The sequence below is a fragment of the Acidovorax sp. GW101-3H11 genome, assembly GCF_001633105.1.
GTDB lineage: Bacteria > Pseudomonadota > Gammaproteobacteria > Burkholderiales > Burkholderiaceae_C > Acidovorax.
The window spans coordinates 220,564-237,608 of sequence record NZ_LUKZ01000002.1 but is presented as its reverse complement, the minus strand read 5'-3'; the positions used below and the strand labels follow the sequence as shown (position 1 = coordinate 237,608).

The following is a 17,045-nucleotide window of genomic DNA, read 5'->3' as shown; positions in this document are numbered from 1 at the left end:
TGCAATGTTGACCACGTTCCCGCAACTGCTGCTCAAGCATGCCACCGAGCGCCCCACGGCCCCGGCCCTGCGCGAAAAAGAATATGGCATCTGGCAAACCCACAGCTGGGCCGACCTGGTGCGCCTGGTGGAACAGGTGGCCGCCGGCCTGCACCTGGCGGGCCTGCAGCGCCACGAGCACATGGTGGTGATCGGCGCCAACCGCCCCCGCCTGTACGCCACCATGCTGGCTGCCCAGTCGCTGGGCGCCATCCCCGTGCCGCTGTACCAGGATGCGGTGGCCGCCGAGTGCATCTTCCCGCTCAACAACGCCGAGGTGCGCTTTTGCATGGTCGAAGACCAGGAGCAGGTGGACAAGCTGCTCGAAATCCGCGAGCAATGCCCGCAGATTTCCAACATCTTCTTTGACGACCCGCGCGGCCTGCGCAACTACGCAGAGCCGGGCCTGGCCTCGCTCGATGCGCTGATCGAAGCCGGTGCCGCCCATGTCGCCAAGCACCCGCAGTGGTTCAAGAGCGAGGTGGCCAAGGCCCAGCCGGGCGATGTGGCTGCGATGTTTTTCACCTCGGGCACCACAGGCAACCCCAAGGGCGTGGTGCACACCCACAGCACCCTGCTGGACCGCGCGAGCGCAGGCGCCGAGTTCGACAAGCTCACCAGCAGCGAAGAGGTGCTGGCCTACCTGCCCCCGGCCTGGATCGGCCAGAACATCTTCAGCTACGCGCAGTGGCTGGCCTGCGGCTACGTGGTCAACTGCCCCGAGTCGGCCAGCACCGTGACCATCGACCTCAAGGAAGTCGGCCCCACGTATTACTTTGCGCCGCCGCGCATTTTTGAAGGCCTGCTCACCAGTGTGATGATCCGCATGGAAGACGCGGGCGCCATCAAGCGCAAGATGTTCCACGCCTGCATGGCCGTGGCCAAGCGCGTGGGCCCGGCGCTGATGGACGGCGAAGCCGTGGGCACCCTGGACCGCATCAAGTACGCGCTGGGCAACCTGCTGGTCTACGGCCCACTGCGCAACAACCTGGGCTTCAGCCGCGTGCGCGTGGCCTACACAGCGGGCGAGGCGATTGGCCCCGACCTGTTCACCTTCTACCGCTCCATCGGCATCAACCTCAAGCAGCTCTACGGCTCCACCGAGACCGCCGTGTTCGTCTGCCTGCAGCCCGATAACCAGGCACGCGCCGACACGGTGGGTGTGCCCATCCGGGGCGTGGAGATCAAGGTGGCCGACAACGGCGAGATCATGGTCAAGTCGGCCGGGCTGCTCAAGGAGTACTACAAGAACCCCAAGGCCACGGCCGAGGTGCTCACCGCCGATGGCTGGTACCACACCAGCGACGCGGGCTTCCTCGATGCGCACGGTCACCTCAAGATCATCGACCGCGTCAAGGACGTGGGCCGCATCAAGGGCGGCGCCAACGACGGCGCGATGTTTGCGCCCAAGTATGTGGAGAACAAGCTCAAGTTCTTCCCGCACATCAAGGAGGTGGTCGCGCTGGGCGACGGCCGCGAGAAGGTGTGCGTGATGGTCAACATCGACTTCGACGCCGTGGGCAACTGGGCCGAGCGCCGCAACCTGCCCTATGCGGGCTACACCGACCTGGCGCAAAAGCCCGACGTGTACGAGCTGATCCGCGAGTGCATCGAGAAGGTGAACGCAGACCTCGCGACCGACGCCCTGCTGGCGGGCAGCCAGGTGAGCCGCTTTCTGGTGCTGCACAAGGAGCTGGACGCCGACGACGGCGAACTCACGCGCACCAACAAGGTCCGCCGTGGCTTCATTGCCGAGAAATACGCGGTGCTGGTGGACGCGCTGTATGCGGGCCGCGCCGAGCAATACATCGAAACCCAGGTCAAGTTCGAAGACGGCCGCACGGGCAGCGTGAGCGCCACCCTGAAGCTGTCGGATACCAAAACGTATCCCAGCATGCGGAGGGCCGCATGATGGGATCGTTTCAGAGGAGGCTCACTTGCGCAGCAAGTTACGCCGGAACTAAGACCTACGCGCCCGTGAAGGCTGCCGCATGAAGCCCGCGCTCTACCCGCTGGAGAAGCCCCCCACCATGACCACCAAGAAGATCGGCGACGTCATCCTCGACGTCAAGAACATCAGCCTCCGGTTTGGCGGGGTGAAGGCACTCACCGACATCTCGTTCAACGTGAAGGAGCACGAGATCCGCGCCATCATCGGCCCGAACGGCGCGGGCAAAAGCTCCATGCTCAACTGCATCAACGGCGTGTATACGCCGCAGGACGGCTCCATCACCTTCCGGGGCAAGACGTTCTCGCACATGAACTCGCGCCAGGTGGCCGAGATGGGCGTGGCGCGCACGTTCCAGAACCTGGCGCTGTTCAAGGGCATGAGCGTGATCGACAACATCATGACCGGCCGCAACCTCAAGATCAAAAGCAACCTGTTCCTGCAGGCGCTGCGCCTGGGCCCCGCCGAGCGCGAGGAGATGGCCCACCGCGAGAAGGTCGAGCACATCATCGACTTTCTGGAGATCCAGGCGTTCCGCAAGACGCCCGTGGGCCAGCTGCCCTATGGCCTGCAAAAGCGCGTGGACCTGGGCCGGGCTCTCGCCATGGAGCCGCAGGTGCTGCTGCTCGATGAACCCATGGCGGGCATGAACGTGGAGGAAAAGCAGGACATGTGCCGCTTCATCCTGGACGTGAACGACGAGTTCGGCACCACCATCGTGCTCATCGAGCACGACATGGGCGTGGTGATGGACATCAGCGACCGCGTGGTGGTACTGGACTACGGCAAGAAGATCGGCGACGGCACGCCCGACGAGGTGCGCAACAACCAGGACGTGATCAGCGCCTACCTGGGCACATCGCACTGAAGCCCCCGAAAGCGCAGGAGACAACAACATGGGATTTTTTCTTGAAACACTGCTGGGCGGCCTCATGGCCGGCATGCTGTATTCGCTGGTGGCGCTGGGCTTTGTGCTGATCTACAAGGCCTCGGGCGTGTTCAACTTTGCGCAGGGCGCGATGGTGCTGTTTGCGGCACTGGCCATGGCACGCTTTGCCGAATGGATTCCGAAGTGGACGGGCCTGGACAACCAGATCGCCGCCAACCTGATCGCCTTTGTGCTCGCAGGCGCCGTGATGTTTGTGGTGGCCTGGGTGATCGAGCGCCTGGTGCTGCGCCACCTCGTGAACCAGGAAGGCGCCACGCTGCTCATGGCCACGCTGGGCATTGCCTACTTCATGGAAGGCCTGGGCCAGACCATCTTTGGTGGCGACATCTACAAGATCGACATCGGCATGCCCAAGGACCCGATGTTTGCGCTGGAGAGCATGTTCCAGGGCGGCATCCTGATCAACAAGGAAGACGTGATCGCCGCCGCGATTGCCGCCGCGCTGGTGGTGGCCCTGTCGCTGTTCTTCCAGAAAACCTCCACCGGCCGTGCGCTGCGCGCCGTGGCCGACGACCACCAGGCCGCGCAGTCCATCGGCATCCCGCTCAACCGCATCTGGGTGATCGTGTGGTGCGTGGCCGGCGTGGTGGCCCTGGTGGCCGGGATGATCTGGGGCAGCAAGCTGGGCGTGCAGTTCTCGCTGGCCACGGTGGCGCTGCGCGCGCTGCCGGTGGTGATCCTGGGCGGCCTCACCTCGGTGCCCGGCGCCATCATCGGCGGGCTGATCATCGGTGTGGGCGAGAAGCTGTCGGAGGTGTACCTGGGCCCCTACGTGGGCGGGGGCATCGAGATCTGGTTCGCGTATGCACTGGCTCTGGTATTCCTGCTTTTCAGGCCTCAGGGGCTGTTTGGCGAGAAGATCATTGACCGCGTGTAAGCCATAACAACAAGAACACAGGAGATTTCACATGCTCTACCGCGAAAACGGCCAGTTCAAGACCAGCTACCGCGCCGACCAGCAGATCTTCCCGATCGCACAGGACCGCATCGCCATCGCCCTGCTGCTGGCCGTCGCCTTTGTGGCGGTGCCCATGCTCGCCAGCGACTACTTCTTCCGCGCCATCCTGATCCCGTTCGTGATCATGTCGCTGGCGGCCCTGGGGGTGAACGTCCTCGTGGGCTACTGCGGCCAGATCTCGCTGGGCTCGGGTGCCTTCATGGCCGTGGGGGCCTACGGTGCCTACAACTTCTTTGTGCGGCTGCCCGGCCTGCCACTGATCCCCGCACTGATCCTGGGCGGCCTGTGCGCCACGTTCTTCGGCATCCTGTTCGGGCTGCCCAGCCTGCGGGTGAAGGGGCTGTACCTGGCGGTGGCCACGCTGGCCGCGCAGTTCTTCAGCGACTGGATGTTCCTGCGCATTCGCTGGTTCACGCTCGACACCCCCTCGGGCTCGGTGTCGGTGTCCAACCTGCAGGTGTTCGGCATGCCGATCGAAAGCGCCACCTCCAAGTACCTGTTCTGCCTGGCGATCCTGGTGGTCATGGCACTGATGGCCAAGAACCTGGTGCGCGGCGCCATTGGCCGCGAGTGGATGGCCATCCGCGACATGGACGTGGCCGCCTCGGTGATCGGCATCCGCCCCATGTACGCCAAGCTCAGCGCATTTGCCGTCAGCTCCTTCATCATCGGCGTGGCCGGTGGCCTGTGGGCCTTTGTGTACCTGGGCGCCTGGGAGCCCGGCGCGTTCTCGGTGGACATGTCGTTCCGCCTGCTGTTCATGGTGATCATCGGCGGCATGGGCTCCATCATGGGCAGCTTCTTTGGCGCGGCCTTCATCGTGGTGCTGCCCATTGCGCTCAACCAGTTCCTGCCGCTTTTTCTGGGGCTGTTCGGCATCAGCATCTCCACCGCCGGTGTCTCGCACGCCGAGCTGATGATCTTTGGCGGCCTGATCGTGTGGTTCCTCATTGTGGAGCCGCATGGCCTGGCCAAGCTGTGGTCGATGGGCAAGCAGAAGCTGCGCCTGTGGCCCTTCCCGCATTGAGCGGCTGCCCCGACTTTTTCCATATCCACCAAGAGGCTTGCTCGATAACACCGATGCGTTCTGCAGCGATTGTTGTTTGACTGAAGGCCCATGTGATTTCGCAGTGCTTCAACCACTTTATTGACAGGAGACAACCATGAAGCTTCGTACCCTGGTTCTGGCCGTGGCCGCTGTGGCCGCCGGTGCATCGGTCGTATCGACCAGCGCCTTCGCGCAGGCCAAAGAACAGTTCATCCCGGTGCTGTCGTACCGCACGGGCCCCTACGGCCCGAACGGCGCACCCTGGGCCAATGGCTACGTGGATTACCTCAAGCTGGTGAATGCCCGGGGCGGCATCAACGGCGTGAAGCTCTCGTTTGAAGAATGTGAGACCGGCTACGACACGGCCCGCAGCGTGGAGTGCTACGAACGCCTCAAGGGCAAGGGTGCGTCGTTCGTGCAGCCCCTGTCCACGGGCGCCACGTTTGCCATCACCGAGAAGGCCCCAGCCGACAAGATTCCGGTGGTGACCATTGGCTATGGCCGCTCGGAGAGCGCGGACGGCAGCGTGTTCAAGTGGAACTTCCCGATTGCAGGCACCTACTGGGTGGCGGCCGATGCCATCCTGCAGGCCATCGGCAAGAAGGAAGGCGGCCTGGACAAGCTCAAGGGCAAGAAGATCGCTCTGGTCTACCACGACAGCCCCTACGGCAAGGAGCCCATCCCGCTGATGCAAGAGCGCGCCAAGATGCACGGCTTTGACCTGCAGCTGCTGCCCGTGACGGCACCCGGCGTGGAGCAAAAGGCCACCTGGCTGCAGATCCGCCAGGCCCGTCCCGACTACGTGGCACTGTGGGGCTGGGGCGTGATGAACTCCACAGCCATCAAGGAAGCACAGGCCACCGGCTACCCGCGCGAGAAGATGTACGGCGTGTGGTGGGCCGGTGCCGAGCCCGACGTGAAGGACGTGGCCGACGGCGCCAAGGGCTACAACGCTGTGACCATGCAGCACGGCGCCGAACCCCAGTCCAAGCTGGTCAAGGACGTGCTGGCCCAGCTGCACGACAAGGGCCAGGGCACAGGCCCCAAGGACGAAGTGGGCCAGGTGCTGTACATGCGCGGCGCCATGAGCGCGATGCTGGGCGTGGAAGGCATTCGCGCTGCCCAGGACCGCTTCGGCAAGGGCAAGGTCATGAGCGGCGAGCAAGTGCGCTGGGGCCTGGAAAACCTGAACCTCACCCAGCCCAAGCTGGATGCGCTGGGCTTTGCGGGCGTGATGCGCCCCATCAGCACCTCGTGCACCGACCACATGGGCGCCGCCTGGGCCCGCATCCACACCTGGGATGGCAAGGCCTGGAAGTTCACATCCGACTGGCTGCAGGCTGACGAGCAGATCATCAAGCCGCTGGTGAAGGCGACGGCGGCGAAGTACGCAGCCGAGAAGAAGCTGACGCCGCGTACGCCGGAAGACTGCCAGTCTTGAGGTCATCCCCCTGAGGCGCTAACGCGCCTTCCCCCTTCTCTCGGCTTCGCCGGGAAGGGGGACGCCACCAGCGCGGCGGGGCGGCCCTTGCGCGGTGGCACTGGCATTGGGCTGCGACAGTGTTTGCGGCCTGTGATTTGTGGTTGCTCCTTGTGGGGCAGCCGCCAATCCAAAGAGTTGCCTTTGCAGCAGCTTTTTGGATTGGCACAGCGAAGGCAACACCATGGACTCAAAAAACATTGTTCTCAACGTCAACGGCATCGAGGTCATCTACAACCACGTGATCCTGGTGCTCAAGGGCGTGTCACTGCAGGTGCCGCAGGGCTCCATCGTGGCCATCCTGGGGGGCAACGGCGCGGGCAAGACGACCACGCTGCGCGCGATCTCGAACCTGCTACAGGGCGAGCGGGGCGCGGTCACCAAGGGTTCCATCGAGCTGCGCGGCGAGCGCATCGAAAACCTCTCGCCCGCCGACCTGGTGCAGCGCGGCGTGGTGCAGGTGATGGAGGGGCGGCACTGTTTTGCCCACCTGACCATTGAAGAAAACCTGATGACGGGCAGCTACACCCGCACCAGCAAGGCCGAGATCGCGGCCAACCTGGAGAAGGTCTACAACTACTTCCCGCGCCTGAAGACACGCCGCACCTCGCAGGCGGCGTACACATCGGGCGGCGAGCAGCAAATGTGCGCCATTGGCCGCGCGTTGATGGCCAACCCCAGCATGGTGCTGCTCGACGAGCCCTCGATGGGCCTTGCGCCGCAGATCGTGGAGGAGGTGTTCAACATCGTGAAGGACCTGAACACCAAGGAGAAGGTCACCTTCTTGCTGGCCGAGCAGAACACCAACATGGCGCTGAAGTATTCGGACTACGGCTACATCATGGAAAGCGGCCGTGTGGTGATGGACGGTGCCGCGAGCGACCTGGCCAACAACGAGGACGTGAAGGAGTTCTACCTGGGCGTGGGCGGCGGCGAGCGCAAGAGCTTCAAGGATGTGAAGAGCTACAAGCGGCGCAAGCGCTGGCTTGCTTAAGGTGCCCCTGAGGCGCTGGCGCGCCTTCCCCCTCAGGGGGACGCACCCAGTGGCCTGGCAGAGCCAGTTCCACGGGTGCGCTGAGATGGCGGCTGTGGCGGTTTTGGCGATAGCGCTACCCAGGTACCTAGAAATACAAAGTCACTCCTATTTTGATAGCCAATCGCGCTTGATGGACAGGCGCATAAGGCTTATTTCATTCATAACCACCGCATAGGAACCCATGGCATGAGCACGTTTTACGACGCCCTGGAAACCCGCAATCCGTCCGAGCGCGAGGCCGCCTTGCTGGCCGCGCTGCCCGCCCAGGTGGCACATGCCCAGAAGGCATCCCCCGCGTTTGCCAGCATCCTGGCCGGAGTGGACGCGTCGTCCGTCACCAGCCGCGCGGCGCTGGCGCGGCTGCCCGTCACGCGCAAGTACGAGCTGCTGGAGCGCCAGCAGGCCGGCCGCGCCACCAATGTGTTTGGCGGCTTCAGCGCGCTGGGCTTTGGCCCCGGCATGACGCGCGTGTTTGCCAGCCCCGGCACCATCTACGAGCCCGAGGGCACGCGGCCCGACTACTGGCGCATGGCGCGGGCCATCCACGCCGCAGGCTTTCGCGGCGGCGAGTTGATCCACAACAGCTTCAGCTACCACTTCGTGCCAGCAGGCTCGATGATGGAAACCGGCGCCCATGCACTGGGCTGCACCGTATTCCCGGGCGGCACGGGCCAGACCGAGCAGCAGGTGCAGGCCATGGCGGAGCTCAAGCCTGCGGGCTACATCGGCACGCCGAGCTTTCTGAAAATCATTGTCGAGAAGGCCGCCGAGCTGGGCGTGGCGCTGCCCAGCGTGACCAAGGCCATGGTGTCGGGCGAAGCCTTTCCGCCCAGCCTGCGCGACTGGTTTGCCGAGCGGGGCATTGCGGGCTACCAGTGCTACGCCACCGCCGACCTGGGCCTGATTGCCTACGAAACCTCGGCCCGTGAGGGCCTGGTGCTGGACGAAGGCGTGATCGTCGAAATCGTGCGCCCCGGGACCGGCGACCCCGTGCCCGAGGGCGAGGTGGGCGAACTGGTGGTAACCACGCTCAACCCCGACTACCCGCTGATCCGCTTTGGCACCGGCGACCTCTCGGCCGTGCTGCCTGGCCCTTGCCCCACCGGCCGCACCAACACCCGCATCAAGGGCTGGATGGGCCGGGCCGACCAGACCACCAAGGTGCGCGGCATGTTTGTGCACCCCGGGCAGATCGCCACGATTGCGCGGCGCTTTCCGCAGGTGCTGCGCGCGCGCCTGGTGGTCAGCGGCGAAATGGCCAACGACCAGATGGTGCTGCAGGTCGAAACTACCGAGACCGCCGAGGGCCTGGCCCACCAGCTGGGCGACGCCATCCGCGAAGTGACCAAGCTGCGCGGCGACGTGCAGATGGTGGCCCCGGGCACGCTGCCCAACGACGGCAAGGTGATCGAGGACGCGCGGAGTTATCGGTAACCTGGGCCGCTTGCGGCGCCGTCCCCCTGGGGGACACCACCCGCGGCCTGGCAAAGCCAGTTCCACGGTGGCTCTGGCGTTGGCGGGTGCCGGTTTCAAGGGCCCGCTGCGGGTTTTGGCGCCGGGGGAAGCGGGTTTGCGGCAGCGCAAGACATGCCCATCTGGCGCGCCGGGGAACCGCAGTGTTTACCCTAACAATCGCTATTTTATTGATAGCAAACAAGTCAATACAGAAAGGCACAACAGGCCTCTTGCGCTTGAAAACCATGTCACCAGTGTGCTACGTACTATCCGCAATGTTTCCGCAAATCCCCCTCGCTATCATGGCCCGTCATTTACAGGAGAGACCATGAAAAAGATGCTGAAACTCGCACTGATTGCTGCCGCCGCAGCCGCTGCCTTTGGCGCCAGTGCCCAAGAGTTCCCCGCCAAGGACAAGACCGTCACCATCGTGGTGCCCTTTGCCGCCGGTGGCCCGACCGACCGCGTGGCCCGTGACCTGGCCGAAGCACTGCGCAAGCCCCTGGGCGCCACCGTGGTGGTAGACAACACCGCCGGTGCAGGCAGTTCCATCGGCGCCGCCCGCGTGGCCCGCGCCACCCCCGATGGCTACACGCTGCTGCTCAACCACATTGGCATGTCCACCATGCCTGCGCTGTACCGCAAGCTCTCGTTCAGCGTGCCCAACGACTTTGAATACCTGGGCATGGTCAACGAAGTGCCCATGACGCTGATCGCGCGCCCCACCATGCCCGCGAACAACTTCAAGGAACTCACGGCCTGGATCCAGCAGAACAAGGGCAAGATCAACCTGGGTAATGCGGGCCTGGGCGCTGCGTCGCACCTGTGCGGCCTGATGTTCCAGAGCGCCATGCAGGTGGACATGACCGCCGTGCCCTACAAGGGCACCGCACCCGCCATCACCGACCTGATCGGCGGCCAGATCGACCTGCTGTGCGACCAGACCACCAACACCACGTCGCAGATCGAAGGCAAGAAGGTCAAGGCCTACGCCGTGACCACCGCCAAGCGCCTGACCACGCCCGCGCTGAAGGACCTGCCCACGCTGGCGGAGTCGGGCCTGAAGGACTTCAACGTGAGCATCTGGCACGGCCTGTACGCGCCCAAGGGCACGCCTGCCGATGTGCAGAAGAAGATCAACGAAGCCCTCAAGACCGCTCTGAAGGACCCCGAGTTCATCAAGAAGCAGGAAGCCCTGGGCGCCGTGGTCGTGACCGACAAGCGCGTGGACGGCCCTGAGCACAAGAAGTTTGTGGCCGCCGAAATCGACAAATGGGGCGCCGTGATCAAGGCTGCCGGCACCTACGCCGACTGACCCGGCAACATCGCTGCCCACCCGGGCGGTGCGGCATCACTCCACCGCCCGCCCCCAAGCCACCGCGCCACATGGCCCGGTGGCTTTCTTTTTTTGACGCACCATTGCGCCACCCCGATTGGCCCACCACGGCGACACGCGCGGCAACCTGCAAGGCCGCGACACCTTCGGGTAATCCCATCTGCCCGGGCCGCGCGCACCCGCGTAGAACAGAGGGCAGATACGCCGAACAAGCACAGGCAGCGGCGCAGGCTTCCACCGGTTTCAACGAGGAATGGTTTCCATGGCACAAGCACACGACTTCCGCACCCCGGCGCGCTCCAGCGCACAGATCCAGGCCCGCGCCCATGCGCGCAGCCGCCGAAAGGCCGTGGCCCTGGCCTTCACCCTGAGCGCGCTGGGCGCACTGGCCGTGGCCGCCGCCGGTGCGCTGCTCGCACCGGGCACGGCCCATGCCCAGGCGGCCGCCCCTGCGGGTGCGGGCTGGCCCACCAAGCCCGTGCGCATCGTCGTGCCATTCGCCCCCGGTGGCACCACCGACATCCTGGCGCGCGCCATGGCGCCGGAGCTGTCCAAGGCGTTTGGCCAGCAGTTCATCGTGGACAACCGCGCAGGTGCTGGCGGCAATGTGGGCGCCGAAATGGTGGCCAAGTCACCCGGCGACGGCTACACCCTGCTCATGGGCACGGTGGGCACGCACGGCATCAACCGCGCGCTGTATGCCAAGCTTCCCTACGACCCCATCAAGGACTTCGTGCCCATCACCCTGGTGGCCGCCGTGCCCAACGTGATGGTGATGAACACTGACAAGGCCAAGGCCCTGGGCGTGACCAACGTGCAGGACTTCATCCGCGTGGCCAAGGCCAGCCCCGGCAAGATGAACATGGCATCGAGCGGCAACGGCACCTCCATCCACCTGGCAGGCGAGCTGTTCAAGAGCATGACGGGCACCTTCATGCTGCACCTGCCCTACCGGGGCTCGGGCCCGGCGCTGCTGGACATGGTGGCGGGCAATGCCGATGTGATGTTCGACAACCTGCCCTCGTCCATGGCGCAGATCAAGGCGGGCAAGCTCACGGCGCTGGCGGTGACCAGCTCCGAGCGCTCCAGCGCCCTGCCCGATGTGCCCACGGTGGAGCAGGCTGGCGGCCCCACGCTCAAGGGTTATGAGGCCAGCTCCTGGTTCGGCCTGCTGGCCCCGGCGGGCACACCGCCCGACATCGTGAACCGCATCCAGCAGGAGGTCGCCAAGTCCCTGGCCACACCGGCCATGAAGGAACGGCTGCTGGCCCAGGGCGCCATCCCCGGCGGCAACACCCCGGCCGACTTTGCAAAACACATCGACAACGAACACCGGAAATGGGCGCAGGTGGTAAAGACCTCGGGCGCCAAGGTGGACTGATACAGACAGGGGGCACGGCCCCGTCAGGGTGCGCGATCAGCCTGCAGGCAGCACAGAGGGCCCCAGGCGCCTTGCCCCAGTGGCGAACGATGCCCGCTGGATGCACCCATCCACCACCTCGTAAACACACAACATCTCCACCGTGCCCAGGCCCTCGGGGAAGTTGCGGGTGATCAGCTCGCAATCCACCACCATGGCACCCACCACGGTGCGCGACAGCAGGCGCGCATGCAGGTCGGGCTCGGCAAACCGGGCCAGAAACCGCTCGCGCATCTGCGCATGGCCTTGCGCCAGGCGCTCACCGTGCAGCACGTACTGCTCGGCATCGGGGGCGTAGGTCGCCAGCAGGGGTAATCTCACTTTCGGTGCAGAACACCCGGTTAGGAGTTCCGGGTAAACCCTAGCCCTTTGTTTACAAAGCTCATGTTGTCTACCCTCCTGATTTTTTTCAAAAAAGGCTTTGAAGACGCGCTGCAAGTTGCGAACCGGTAGCCTGCGTTAGCCCCGTTCGGCCATCGACCAAAAACAGCGACTTGCAAAACGGTCGATAGAGCCACGATCGGTCATCCACGGCCACCCAGTTGCAATGTGGGAGTTTGTTGGCCCAAAGCCAGGCATGACACTCCGCCTCCCGGTCGTACCCCACCAGCGTATTCGGGACGTTCACCAGTTCGCAATATCTGGGAGTGACGCCATCGATCAAGGCGGTAATGTCCAGAGAGAACCTCTGCAGTAGATCCTCAAAGGATTTTTCCAGGCGCCAAGTGCTGGTGATCACAACTTGGCACGCGGGTACATGCCGTAGCGCATCTTCCAGGATCGGCAAGCAGCAAAAATGCTTGGACGCGTGGCAATGCTCCGGGTGCAAGACCCCATCAAAATCCAGAAAGAGTATGGACACAGCGCTACTTCAGAAACAGATTTCCAACAAGGATGAAATTTCTACCGAGTTAGCGAACAAGTGAGACTAGTTGGTCGTGGTCTTTTTAGTCTCATTAGGCGGAAATCGGGAGGATGTCTTCCCGAAAGAGTGTCCCTCCCCAAGCCGACTTTGGTCGGGCGCTGCGGCAATTGCGCACCGCACAAGGCTTGGTTCAGGAGGACATGCTGCTGGCGACGAGCCGCCGACACATCAGCCGTATCGAGCAGGGTCATCAAGTTCCCAGCATCCGCACCATTGAGGTGTTGGCCGAGCAGATGCAGATCCATCCTCTGACCTTGATTGCTGCCGCGTACTGCCCGGACCTGGACACAACTTTGGTCAATGAACTCCTCAAGACCGTCAAAGCGGACTTCAAGGGCGTCATTTCAGACTAGGCGTGGCATTCCGAGTCGACCTGTTCCTTGGCTTGCTGGACAAGCATTTGAAGTCCCTGTACAAGCCCGGCGCCAATGGGCGTGGCATCTTGGCGTTGCAGCATCCGATTGACGATCTCCCGATCCACGGCAGTGCTGAGTAAGCACAGTGCTTCCTGCAGAGTTTCCAGCCCCACTTCCAAGCTGTCTCCTGAACGTTTCGCTCCCGCCTTGGTCAGAAGCAACAGGGCGAGCGGTAAGGCTGCACTAGCGGGATCGTGATCCCCGCTCCAATCCGAGCCAGACAGAAGGTCTCGGAGCTGGTCTGACATCAACAAAAGGTGGTTGTCATCCAGCGCATCCGGCAGGATGGCTTCCCAACCCCGTGACGTGATCAGGCGCATCATGTCCTGTGCTCCAAATTTTCCTAGGGTCGCTTTTTCCAAACGCAGCATCATTCTTCATTCAAGTTAATATGAGACCAATTGGTCCCGTTCGAGACCGTGGCGTGCGAAGATAGCTGAATGGAATGCCATTTTTGTTTTCCAAGTGTGCCTCTCTCCCAATGGAAATAAACCGGTTGCCCAGATCTGCTTAAAGAGGCAACCAGTCTGTTGCCTCATGCGTTTGCCCCCTTGAAAAACCGCCTGGATCTCACCCGCTTGGCCGAACTTGACCGGCAGTTTTGCGATTTCGCGAAGCTGCAGCGGAATGCCACGCCCAGGTGTGGCTGGGCAAAGACGGTAAGATTGGCCTTGGGCATGAGCTCCAAAGCGCTAGGTGAGCGTTTGGGCATGACGGCACAGGGAGTCCGCAAACTGGAGCAGGCCGAGGCCAACGGCACTATCACGCTGAATACGCTTGCACGTTTGGCTCATGGCCTGGACTGTGAAGTGCACTACATGTTTGTTCCCCGGACCAGTTTGGTGGAGCAGGTGCTCAACCGTACTCAAGAGATCGCTGGAATTCCGTTGCCGTCCACGTTGATGGGGGCGGAGGCGCTGACAGATGCAGAAACGCTGATGGCCCTTACCAGCGCACTGGTAAAAGTGAGTAAGCGGGGCCTTTGGTGAGTCAGCGCAGGTTCTCCTCCCGATACAACCCTGCGATGAGTTTGAACATCGTTGCTATCATCAGCGCAAAGCAAGCCCCCGGTGCGACCTCTGCGAAAGCATGCCCCCGGGGGCGACGTTTTTCTGAGAGGTACTTTGATGAAATCTCTCTCCGAAGCTCGCGACAGCTCTTGAGAGATCCCCTCGCCGTGGAATTGCACTGCACAGCTCAAGCGGCCCGGAAGGCGAAGCCCGTCATCGCAATCACGGTGAAGCACGCTCCTCCTTTCGTCACCGCAAGGGAATGGGCGCGCCTGGGCGATGCCACCAAAAATCCGACGCTCCGGCGACGCCGCTACGCCATTGTTAGCGGGACTGATCGGTAAATCATGGCCGCAGATTCTGCCCTCATCGCCCTGGAAGACCACATCGCTATTCTCACTATGCTTGTGCAGCGCATGGTTGACGAGTGTGGCGACCCAACTGGTTTCGACGCAAAGGACTGGCTTCATCACTGGCTAGTGGGGGCGGTCCCGGCATTGGGCGATCGAAGGCCTCTCGATGTACTCAAAGAGCCCGGCGGCCTTGAGGTGGTGCGGAGCTTGCTCATGCGTGTCCAGTCTGGTGCGTTCTCGTAGGACTACGCACGTGGTTGGCGAGTTCTGAATCCGCCCTGGCCCTGCCGTCGTCCTTGGCTAAATCGCCACCCAGCGCAATCCCAACATATGGCTATGTCCTCTGGCCAAAATTCCCCATATCTCCATGCGTCCACTCCACGCAGCGCGGACGTCGTCCTGTACCTCGATCTCGATGGTGTTGTTCACCATGAAAAAGTGCTCTGGCATCCCCGCAGGGGCATCTACATGAGCCCGTATGAGGCTGCAGGACATTCGCTGTTCGAATGGGTTCCAATCCTGGAGTCAGTGCTTCAACCCCACCCGGCAGTCGCCCTGGTACTGAGTAGCACCTGGTGCATCCGTCCCGGATACAGCGCGACACTCAAACGCCTTCCGGCCTCATTGCGTGCCCGGTTTATTGGTGGGACGTACCACAGGCGTGTCCATGGCGTGGATCCGTGGAATCTAATCTGTCCATGTTTCGCACCACGCCCCGGGGCGTGCAAGTTCAAGAAGACGCTCAGCGTAGAAAACCCCAGCAGTGGATAGCGCTCGATGACGATCTGGAAGATTGGCCTGACTCCTGTCGGCAAAACCTGGTCGCATGCGAGGGAACTACGGGCTTGTCCAACCCCGAGGTACAACACGAACTGAGGGAAAAATTGCGCAGCTGTCATGTGGCCTTGTCGGCCAGAACCCCATAGCAGCTCGCGGGGTACGGTGGACTTAACAACGGTCCAACTATCGAATCTTCATTCGAGAAAACCCCCGCCGCAAGTGTCTTGGATGCAAGGTTAGACGCATCCTGAATGTACATTTTGACGAGCCCTCAATGTACATTTGGACGGTAAACGCACCACCGCTTTCCCATGCATAGTCCGACCATCCCGTTTCGCCTAGTCTCCACTCAGCGCGAAGAGCAATTGGCTCAATTCAACGCCAGGAAAGAAATTGCTTGGTTTGGGTTTAGGGGGGCGTTCGAAGAGCCAGGCTTGGCGATCATCAATTTCACCAAAATCGAATCTGGCCTTCAGGGAGGTGGAGGAACCTCCGCAATCAATGGCGGCGTTATCGCCGCAGGTTTTGATGCGGCCTTCGTGCTTGCCGGTCTGGGTCACTACGATTCCAAGGTCGTCGTCACCCTGGAGTTGTCGGTCAAATTTTTGTCCCTTGCACTTGTCAACGAGTCGCTTGCATTCCAAGCGCATGTGGTTCGATCTGCTAAAAACTTCTCGTTCGCCGAGGGATTTCTCTCTCAGGCAGGTACAGGGCCAGCCCAGCATTTGGCAATTGCCACCGCCATGGTGGCGCCTGCGCGCTAGGCACACGGCGTGAAGGCGCAAGGCGCCAAAGGTGTCCTTCCCCTCGGCTGAGATGGAGATTTTCGACGATCGTTCACCCAAGGCGCGAGCGTTCTAGCTCGTAGAGACACCACCAGCACTGGGTTCGTTTGCTGCTTTCCGGTCTTCTATGCGATTGAATTCCGTGAGACCTTGACCTTCCCACCGTGGCAAGGTTCATAGTCAAAACGTGAATCAACCAAAGGAGGCTCACATGGTCCATTTCAATGTTCTTGATATGACGTGCGGCGGTTGTGCTCAGCGTATTCGTCGAGCAATAGCTCAGGCCCAACTGCCAGCAGGCGTCGAAGTAGAAATCGATGTGGCCGCGCGGCAGGTCCGCGTTCCTGGGCAAGCCGAAGACGACACTGTAGAGCTTGTTCGCTCTGCAATTGAGCGTGCCGGATACAAAGCAGACGCCGTGGTGGCGACTTCATCGCGCCGAACAACCGGTGGCTGCTGCTGTTCGTCTCGGTCCACAACCTCTGTTGATGTGAATCAAGGTGCTGCGAACCGTACGTCGTCATGCTGCAGTTGAACCAACAAGGAGACCATCATGCGTCTGAATATCGTCGCTGGGCTGTTGACAACCCTTTTCGTGGCGGGCTGTGCCGTCGCGCAATCTCCAAAACCTGCGGACGAACACGCAGGCCACCACCCCGGTGATGCGCAGAGCGGTGGCGTAACCACCCAGTCTGCCCCGGCAGCTACCACCCCGCCGACACCGGACGCCTTTGATCGTCAGATGACGGCGATGCAGGAAATGCACAAAAAAATGCAGGCGGCCAAGACTCCCGCCGAACGTTCTGCGCTGATGGATGAACACATGAAGCTCATGCAGTCCGGTATGACCATGATGGGTGCAGGTAATTCTGGTGGCATGGGTATGGGGATGATGCAGCAAGGGGCGCAGGCCAAACCTGCCGCACCTGCAGCATCTGGAAACTCGGGCATGGGAGGCGGCATGATGGGCATGCACGCTCAAATGGAGCGCCGCATGGCCATGATGGAACAAATGATGCAAATGATGGTGGACCGCCAGGCGGCCATGCCATCCAGGTAGCCTCCCCCGCGAGCGTCCTGAGGGGCGCTCGCCACAAAATCTCATTG

Annotated in this window: 19 protein-coding genes; 16 read left to right on the top strand and 3 right to left on the bottom strand. The window is 62.4% G+C overall.

Annotated elements, in window-relative coordinates; all coding sequences use genetic code 11:
* Positions 1-4 precede the first annotated feature (4 nt).
* The 9 genes from A1D30_RS03290 (at position 5) to A1D30_RS03250 (ending at position 11,630) form a co-directional block, all read left to right on the top strand.
* On the top strand, positions 5-1,951 hold the full coding sequence (locus A1D30_RS03290; RefSeq protein WP_063459353.1) for an AMP-binding protein: 1,947 nt from the start codon (positions 5-7) through the stop codon (positions 1,949-1,951).
* 118 nt (positions 1,952-2,069) lie between these two features.
* A complete protein-coding gene (locus A1D30_RS03285) occupies positions 2,070-2,855 on the top strand; it encodes an ABC transporter ATP-binding protein (protein WP_063459424.1) in 786 nt (261 codons plus the stop codon).
* A gap of 28 nt (positions 2,856-2,883) precedes the next feature.
* A complete protein-coding gene (locus tag A1D30_RS03280; RefSeq protein ID WP_063459352.1) occupies positions 2,884-3,813 on the top strand; it encodes a branched-chain amino acid ABC transporter permease in 930 nt (309 codons plus the stop codon).
* 31 nt (positions 3,814-3,844) lie between these two features.
* Positions 3,845-4,921, top strand: a complete 1,077-nt coding sequence (locus tag A1D30_RS03275) for a branched-chain amino acid ABC transporter permease (protein ID WP_063459351.1) — start codon at positions 3,845-3,847, stop codon at positions 4,919-4,921.
* A 136-nt stretch (positions 4,922-5,057) separates the two neighbouring features.
* The gene (locus A1D30_RS03270; RefSeq protein ID WP_063459350.1) at positions 5,058-6,383 is read left to right on the top strand and encodes an ABC transporter substrate-binding protein; all 1,326 of its coding nucleotides are present in this window, start codon (positions 5,058-5,060) and stop codon (positions 6,381-6,383) included.
* Positions 6,384-6,606: 223 nt separating this feature from the next.
* Positions 6,607-7,416 carry an ABC transporter ATP-binding protein gene (locus A1D30_RS03265; RefSeq protein ID WP_063459423.1) on the top strand — a complete coding sequence of 270 codons (810 nt, stop codon included), beginning with the start codon at positions 6,607-6,609 and terminating at the stop codon, positions 7,414-7,416.
* Between the two features lie 228 nt (positions 7,417-7,644).
* Entirely contained in the window at positions 7,645-8,892 is a 1,248-nt protein-coding gene (locus tag A1D30_RS03260) for an AMP-binding protein (RefSeq protein ID WP_063459349.1), read from the top strand.
* 349 nt (positions 8,893-9,241) lie between these two features.
* Positions 9,242-10,228 (top strand): tripartite tricarboxylate transporter substrate-binding protein, encoded by a 987-nt coding sequence (locus A1D30_RS03255; protein WP_063459348.1) that lies wholly within the window; start codon positions 9,242-9,244, stop codon positions 10,226-10,228.
* A 283-nt stretch (positions 10,229-10,511) separates the two neighbouring features.
* Positions 10,512-11,630: a tripartite tricarboxylate transporter substrate binding protein gene (locus A1D30_RS03250; protein WP_082836295.1), complete on the top strand. Its 1,119-nt coding sequence runs from the start codon at positions 10,512-10,514 to the stop codon at positions 11,628-11,630.
* 36 nt (positions 11,631-11,666) lie between these two features.
* On the opposite strand, the gene A1D30_RS03245 is transcribed toward A1D30_RS03250, so the two are convergent.
* Together A1D30_RS03245 and A1D30_RS03240 are read right to left on the bottom strand one after the other, a co-directional pair.
* Complete coding sequence (locus A1D30_RS03245) at positions 11,667-11,990, bottom strand: hypothetical protein (RefSeq protein WP_063459347.1); 324 nt, start codon at positions 11,988-11,990, stop codon at positions 11,667-11,669.
* 88 nt (positions 11,991-12,078) lie between these two features.
* A complete protein-coding gene (locus A1D30_RS03240; RefSeq protein WP_063459346.1) occupies positions 12,079-12,531 on the bottom strand; it encodes an HAD domain-containing protein in 453 nt (150 codons plus the stop codon).
* Positions 12,532-12,644: 113 nt separating this feature from the next.
* Here A1D30_RS03240 and A1D30_RS03235 point away from each other — a divergent pair, with 113 nt between their 5' ends.
* The gene (locus A1D30_RS03235) at positions 12,645-12,947 is read left to right on the top strand and encodes a helix-turn-helix transcriptional regulator (protein ID WP_082836294.1); all 303 of its coding nucleotides are present in this window, start codon (positions 12,645-12,647) and stop codon (positions 12,945-12,947) included.
* Here A1D30_RS03235 and A1D30_RS03230 read toward each other — a convergent pair.
* Positions 12,944-13,384, bottom strand: a complete 441-nt coding sequence (locus A1D30_RS03230; RefSeq protein ID WP_082836293.1) for a hypothetical protein — start codon at positions 13,382-13,384, stop codon at positions 12,944-12,946. The two genes, A1D30_RS03235 and A1D30_RS03230, sit on opposite strands and share 4 nt — an antisense overlap.
* 177 nt (positions 13,385-13,561) lie before the next feature.
* Here A1D30_RS03230 and A1D30_RS03225 point away from each other — a divergent pair, with 177 nt between their 5' ends.
* The 6 genes from A1D30_RS03225 to A1D30_RS03210 all read left to right on the top strand — a co-directional run bounded on the left by A1D30_RS03225 (position 13,562) and on the right by A1D30_RS03210 (position 16,998).
* Positions 13,562-13,999 carry a helix-turn-helix domain-containing protein gene (locus A1D30_RS03225; protein WP_063459344.1) on the top strand — a complete coding sequence of 146 codons (438 nt, stop codon included), beginning with the start codon at positions 13,562-13,564 and terminating at the stop codon, positions 13,997-13,999.
* 368 nt (positions 14,000-14,367) lie between these two features.
* Entirely contained in the window at positions 14,368-14,616 is a 249-nt protein-coding gene (locus A1D30_RS03220; RefSeq protein ID WP_082836292.1) for an MbcA/ParS/Xre antitoxin family protein, read from the top strand.
* A gap of 87 nt (positions 14,617-14,703) precedes the next feature.
* Positions 14,704-15,144, top strand: a complete 441-nt coding sequence (locus tag A1D30_RS24605) for an HAD domain-containing protein (RefSeq protein ID WP_347336229.1) — start codon at positions 14,704-14,706, stop codon at positions 15,142-15,144.
* Positions 15,072-15,299, top strand: a complete 228-nt coding sequence (locus tag A1D30_RS26630; RefSeq protein ID WP_277922013.1) for an HAD domain-containing protein — start codon at positions 15,072-15,074, stop codon at positions 15,297-15,299. The genes A1D30_RS24605 and A1D30_RS26630 overlap by 73 nt, the downstream gene beginning before the upstream one ends.
* A 165-nt stretch (positions 15,300-15,464) precedes the next feature.
* Positions 15,465-15,917, top strand: coding sequence for a hotdog domain-containing protein (locus A1D30_RS03215; protein ID WP_063459343.1), 453 nt, complete (start codon positions 15,465-15,467; stop codon positions 15,915-15,917).
* Between the two features lie 574 nt (positions 15,918-16,491).
* Positions 16,492-16,998: a hypothetical protein gene (locus A1D30_RS03210; protein ID WP_082836290.1), complete on the top strand. Its 507-nt coding sequence runs from the start codon at positions 16,492-16,494 to the stop codon at positions 16,996-16,998.
* The last annotated feature ends 47 nt before the right edge of the window (positions 16,999-17,045 follow it).